The following is a 5,659-nucleotide window of genomic DNA, read 5'->3' as shown; positions in this document are numbered from 1 at the left end:
GGCTACCCCACCGGCCGCGACAGCCGGACGCCGGGTGGATATCCGGATCCGCGGGGCGACCTTGACCGCGAGTCGGACACGCACCGCCGGAGCCGACGCGACGCCGAGTACGGCTACGGTGCGGACCCGCTGGGCATGGACGCCTCCGCTCCACCCCCGCCATCCATCGACCGGGTCACCCAGAGCCGGGGCGGCAACCCGCGGCACAGCGGCACCCGCGGCGGCCACGTCGACTCCCGTGACGCGGTCCTCGACGACCCACGGGCCGGCGCCGGGCGTGGCGCCGGCTGGGATCGGGACCGCGCGCCGACGGGCAGCACCGTCTGGGAAGCCATCGTCGAGGCGGAGCGCGAGTACTACGACAGCGGCGACGACCACCGGGTCCCGTTCCCGACCTTCTACCCTCGTCGGGTCTTCGCCCTGGCCGGCTCTCAGATGCTCGTGGGGCGGCGCAGCGAGTCCCGTGGCATCCATCCGGACATCGACCTGTCCGGAGCGCCGGAGGACCCGGGAATCTCCCGCAGCCACGCCCTGTTCGAGCTGCTGCCCGACGGCGGTTACGCAGTCCGCGACCCGGGATCCACCAACGGCACCCGGCTGAACGACGAACCGGACCCCATCGAGCCCGGCCAGCCCGTTCCGCTTCGTGACGGGGACCGGGTCTACCTGGGCGCCTGGACGCGCATCACATTGCGCGCCCGCTGATCTACCGGGTCGCCTGCCGCCGTCCGGGGCGGCAGGCGGCCTGCCGATCAGATCAGTCAACTGATCGTCACGGCGTCAACGCTGATCAACCTGGTGAGACCTGGTCGGTCGGCTCAGGCCAGATGCCAGCGCTGGCCCTCTGGAGTGTCCTCCACGATCAGGCCGGCGGCTGCCAGTCTCGAGCGGATGGCGTCGGCTTCCGCATAGTCCCGCCGGGCCCGGGCCGCGGACCGCAGATCCAGCACGACCTGCATCGCGCCGTCCAGCGCCGGCCTGAACTCGGCACCTGCGGTAGGCCACTGCTCATGCGGGTCGAGACCGAAGATGTTCAGCATCCGCCGGGTCACGTCCACCCACCCGGCCAACTCCCGGCTGTGAGCCTTCGACAGCACCTGGTGTCCCTGACTCACCGCGCCGAACAGGGCCGCCAGCGCACGCCCGACGGCGAGATCGTCGTCCATAGCGGTGGTGAAATCGGACCAGGCCCGCCGCGGGGTGAGCCTCGGCTCACCACCCAGCCCGGGAACTGGCACCGGCCGAGCACCGGCCACCGTCGGCCGCGTCCCGGCCTTCCCCGCCGTCCCTGCGGTCGACGACGAGACGACCTCGTCGGCTGCCAGTGCCGCCGCCTCCCCGGGCCCGCCGAGGATGTCCAACGCGTTGCGGACGAAGGTCTCCACCCGGTCGTGGGCCGCGGTGGATTCCGCCAGCGCCTCGGCGCTGTAGTCGAGCGTGGACCGGTAGTGCGCGGAAAGCAGATGATAACGCAGAACCTGCGGACGGACCTCGTCGAGGGCGTCGGCCACCAGGACGGAATTTCCCAACGACTTCGACATCTTCGTCCCGCCGGTCGTCAGCAGGCCGACGTGCATCCAGTAGCGCGCCATCTCGCCACCACCGAGCTCGCCACCACCGGGGCCGGGCGAATCGGCCGAAGCCGCGTTCGACACCGGGCGGGCCGTGGCGGCGCAGACCGTCTGGGCACGTTCGTTCTCGTGGTGCGGGAAAATCAGGTCGAGTCCGCCGCCGTGGATGTCGAAGACCGGGCCGAGGTATTTTCCGGCCATCGCAGAGCATTCCAGATGCCAGCCCGGCCGGCCGTCACCCCAGGGGGACGACCAAAACGGTTCGCCGGGCCTGGCTGCCTTCCACAACGCGAAGTCGCGGGGGTCAGCCTTGCCGGGCTCGGCCTCCACGGACGGTTGCATCGCGTCGGGTCGCTGGTGCGACATCGCTCCGTAGTCGACGAACGCACCCACCCGGAACCAGACCGAACCGCCGCTGGCGTACGCGTATCCCCTCTCCACGAGGGCCGACACCAGCGCGATCATCTCGGGGATGTGACCGGTGGCACGCGGCTGGATCGTCGGGGGCAGGATCCCGAGAGTGCGGTAGGCGTCGTCGAACGCACGGGTCTGCCGGGTGGCGAGCTCCCAGACCGAGGTGCCGTCCCGATCCGCGTTGATGATGATTTTGTCGTCGATGTCGGTGACGTTCTGCACAAAGGTCACCGAGTGGCCGGACTGCACCAGCCACCGGCGCAGCAGATCGAAGGGCAGCGCCGTGCGGATGTGGCCCACATGCGGGGCCGCCTGCACGGTGGGCCCACACACGTAGACGCCCACGTGACCGGGGCGTAGCGGCTCGAATGGCCGCACACGCCGCCTGCGCGTGTCGTGGAGGTGGAGACCCATCTGTCAAGGGTACGGCCCCGCTCGACCGACGGGACCCAAGGGGAGGGTCAGCCGACCGTCAGTACCCGGTCGGCCACGACCCGGACGACCACCCTGGCCTCATCCGGATCATCCCACCGGTACACGTCTCCGGTGTACTTCACCGACAGCCGGTCGATCAGTTCCCGGCCGCCATCCTCGGTCAGGGTAGCGGTCCCGCGGACCTCGATGTAACCGTAGGGATCGCCCTGGTCGAGGAACATCAGTCCGACCCGCGGATCCCTTGCGATGTCGCGTTCCTTCGCGCGCCCCCGCACCGTGGACAGCAGCAGTTCGTCCTCGTCGCGGTCCACCCACAGCACCGTCATCCGCGGCGAGCCGTCGGGCTGGATCGTCGCCAGAACGACGTAGGTCCGGGCGTCGGCAAGGGCCCTCACCAACTCTGGAAGGCGGTCAGCCATCAGACTCCTCGGGGAGGGGCCAGGGTCGGCTCACCCTCTCATCTCCGCGCCGGCACGCGGTCAGTCAATGACAAAACGGCATATCACCGGTGACAGGCCCGCCGTCAGGCGCGGACGACGAGCGCGGTCGCGATGGCGGCCAAGCCTTCGCCCCGCCCAGTGAGGCCGAGTCCGTCGGTGGTGGTGGCCGACAGGCTCACCGAGGCGCCCAAGGCCACGGACATCGCCTTCTGCGCCTCCTCGCGACGCCCGGCCATCCTGGGCCGATTCCCGATGACCTGGACCGAGACGTTGCCGATCGCCCAACCGGCGGCACCGAGAAGCCGCGCCGTCTCGGCCAGCAGGACCGCGCCCGACGCACCCGCGTACTCCGGTCGGTCCGTGCCGAAAACTCGACCCAGATCACCGAGGCACGAGGCGGTGAGAAGTGCGTCACAAGCCGCGTGTGCGGCGACGTCCCCGTCGGAGTGCCCGGCGAGCCCGGTCTCCCCCGGCCATTCCAGGCAGGCCACCCAGCACGGCCGGCCGGCGGCGAACGGATGCACATCGACCCCGACGCCGACCCGGGGCAGGATCACCGTGTTCACCAAACTGGACGCGGGAGCCTGCCGGCTGGTAAGCGCGGCATCCACGACGGGCTCGTCCCGCCGCGGGCCGCCGGTCATCCGCCACTCCAGGCGTCCGTGGACCGGGCGCCCGCGAACTGGGGCTCCGCGGGCCGGGCGTCGTCCGCGGGGTCGCAGCGGACGAGTAGCGCCTCGGCGAGCACGAGATCCGCCGGTCGAGTCACCTTGAATGCCTCCTGCGCGCCGGGAATGGTCGTCACCGGCACTCCCAGAGCCTCCACCAGTCCCGCATCGTCGGTCACGGCGATGTCCTCGAGCGCATACGCGGCGCTCAGCACGTCGCGACGGAATCCCTGCGGGGTCTGCACGGCTCGCAAGCCGTCCCGCGGCGGGGTACGCACCACCCGCCCGTCGGCGTCCACCTCCTTGACCGTGTCGGCTAGCGGCACGACGGGAATCACCGCGGGATGCCCGTCGAGCACCGCCGCCGCCACCGCGTCGACCAGCTCGGGGGGCGTCAGCGGCCGGGCGGCGTCGTGGACCAGTACCACGGAGACGTCGTCGTCCACGGCCCGCAGGGCGCGGCGGACCGAATCCACCCGCTCGGCGCCGCCGGCGATCACATGCACGCCCCCGCCGAGCAACTGGGCCACGGCATCGACCAGCGTCGGTGGCGCCGCGACAACGATCTGCGTCACTAGCCTGGAGCGGCGCAACGATTCCACCGTACGCACCAGCATGGGCCTGCCACCGAGGGCTCGCAGCGTCTTGGGAGTACCTCCCCCCAGCCGCTCACCCCGGCCGGCAGCCGGCACGATCGCCGCCACCCGGGGGCTCGCCACCGGCAACCGGTGACCTTCGCCCACCACAGGACCTCCCGTGTGCCATCCGCCACGAGGGCATGGCCGATCCAGCCGGCTCGGCGCGAGCCGCCGGTGGGCGCAACACCGCCCACCACCGTCTCGACGCCACTCAGCCGGAACCTGAGTCGGCAACGCGCTCGGGACGGCGGTCTCCCGGAAAGAGAATGCCTTTCCTGATTATCATGCCGTGCCGAATAGATCGCCTGTCGGCCGGACGAATTACGCCTGCGCCAACAAGCCCACGATCATCCGGCGAGAACCTCGTCGAGCATGGCCTCCGCCTTGTCCTCGTTGCTGCCCTCGGCGAGCGCAAGCTCGCTGACGAGGATTTGCCGGGCCTTGCTCAACATTCGCTTCTCGCCCGCGGAAAGACCGCGTTCGCGATCGCGTCGCCACAGGTCACGGACGACCTCGGCCACCTTGTTCACATCGCCGGAGGCGAGCTTCTCAAGATTTGCCTTGTACCGTCGCGACCAGTTGGTGGGCTCCTCGGTGTGCGGGGCACGGAGCACCTCGAACACCCGTTCCAGCCCGTCCTGCCCGACGACGTCACGCACCCCGACCATGCCGACATTGTCGGCCGGAACTCGGACAGTCAGATCGCCCTGAGCGACCTTCAGCACGAGATAGAGTTTTTCCTCGCCCTTGATGACGCGAGTTTCAATCGCGTCAATCAGAGCAGCACCATGATGCGGGTAAACAACGGTCTCGCCGACTTGGAACGCCATGTGTCACGTGCCCCTTCCGCCTCTACCAGCGTAACACGCACGCATCGCCGCAGGTCAGACGTACGCTGCAGGTACCAAGACCAGCAACGCCAAGGTGAGGGCCCCGGCGCCGCCTTCCGGCCACCCGCTCCGGAGGACGGGCATCCAGGGGCACAGATCCGCCCACCCACCCGCCAGATCGCCGCGCACCGACATCGAAGATGCCTACCAGGTAAAACGGGTGACGACCCGGCGGATGTTGGCTACACGTTGAGCGCGGCCGCGCGGCGAACCTGGCGCGGGGGCCGGCCCGTCCGCCCGCCGGCACGGCGTCCCGGCCTGGCCGGGACGCCGTGCCGGACCCGGGCCCACCCGACCCGGTCCCGCCGCGACGCATCCCGACGCACCAGCACCCATCGCGCCACATCACCATGTAACGGTCGTCTCGACCATGCAACGGTCATCCCGCCATGAAACGGGCTATCGCCATGGAACGGACGGCGCCCGCCGGGTCGCCCGACAGGTCGTGACTCCCCCCACGCCGTGATGCTGCCCACGTCCGGGGCCGCTCGGACCAACCGCCCAGGCCAGCCGGCCCGGCTACGGCGCCGGAATCCGGCCCGAGCGTGCTCCTGGGCCAGATCCACGGGTTTCGTACCGCCCACAGCCTCCGCACGTGATGCC

6 protein-coding genes are annotated in these 5,659 nt (G+C 70.4%); 1 reads left to right on the top strand and 5 read right to left on the bottom strand.

Annotation, left to right across the window (positions count from 1 at the left end; translation table 11 throughout):
- A partial coding sequence (locus AC08OU_RS22015; protein ID WP_476601930.1) for an FHA domain-containing protein occupies positions 1-705 on the top strand: 705 nt, incomplete at its 5' end.
- Between the two features lie 113 nt (positions 706-818).
- Here the strand turns inward: AC08OU_RS22015 and AC08OU_RS22010 are convergent.
- The 5 genes from AC08OU_RS22010 to AC08OU_RS21990 all read right to left on the bottom strand — a co-directional run bounded on the left by AC08OU_RS22010 (position 819) and on the right by AC08OU_RS21990 (position 4,996).
- On the bottom strand, positions 819-2,399 hold the full coding sequence (locus AC08OU_RS22010; RefSeq protein WP_476601931.1) for a cysteine--tRNA ligase: 1,581 nt from the start codon (positions 2,397-2,399) through the stop codon (positions 819-821).
- 47 nt (positions 2,400-2,446) lie between these two features.
- Positions 2,447-2,839, bottom strand: coding sequence for a PPOX class F420-dependent oxidoreductase (locus AC08OU_RS22005; RefSeq protein WP_462187283.1), 393 nt, complete (start codon positions 2,837-2,839; stop codon positions 2,447-2,449).
- Positions 2,840-2,943: 104 nt separating this feature from the next.
- Entirely contained in the window at positions 2,944-3,504 is a 561-nt protein-coding gene (ispF, locus tag AC08OU_RS22000; RefSeq protein ID WP_462187282.1) for a 2-C-methyl-D-erythritol 2,4-cyclodiphosphate synthase, read from the bottom strand.
- On the bottom strand, positions 3,501-4,271 hold the full coding sequence (gene ispD / locus AC08OU_RS21995; RefSeq protein WP_476602351.1) for a 2-C-methyl-D-erythritol 4-phosphate cytidylyltransferase: 771 nt from the start codon (positions 4,269-4,271) through the stop codon (positions 3,501-3,503). The genes ispF and ispD overlap by 4 nt, the downstream gene beginning before the upstream one ends.
- Before the next feature lie 242 nt (positions 4,272-4,513).
- Positions 4,514-4,996: a CarD family transcriptional regulator gene (locus AC08OU_RS21990; protein ID WP_476602349.1), complete on the bottom strand. Its 483-nt coding sequence runs from the start codon at positions 4,994-4,996 to the stop codon at positions 4,514-4,516.
- Positions 4,997-5,659: the final 663 nt, after the last annotated feature.

Source organism: Frankia sp. CcMO1 (assembly GCF_977945845.1).
The sequence above is the reverse complement of the archived record's forward strand: the minus strand, read 5'-3'. Positions and strand labels throughout refer to the sequence as shown.

Excerpts from the sequence above, each read along its gene's own strand:
- ispF (WP_462187282.1), bottom strand. The coding sequence starts at position 3,504 with ATGACCGGCGGCCCGCGGCGGGACGAGCCCGTCGTGGATGCCGCGCTT.
- AC08OU_RS22010 (WP_476601931.1), bottom strand. The coding sequence starts at position 2,399 with ATGGGTCTCCACCTCCACGACACGCGCAGGCGGCGTGTGCGGCCATTC.
- AC08OU_RS22005 (WP_462187283.1), bottom strand. The coding sequence starts at position 2,839 with ATGGCTGACCGCCTTCCAGAGTTGGTGAGGGCCCTTGCCGACGCCCGG.
- AC08OU_RS21990 (WP_476602349.1), bottom strand. The coding sequence starts at position 4,996 with ATGGCGTTCCAAGTCGGCGAGACCGTTGTTTACCCGCATCATGGTGCT.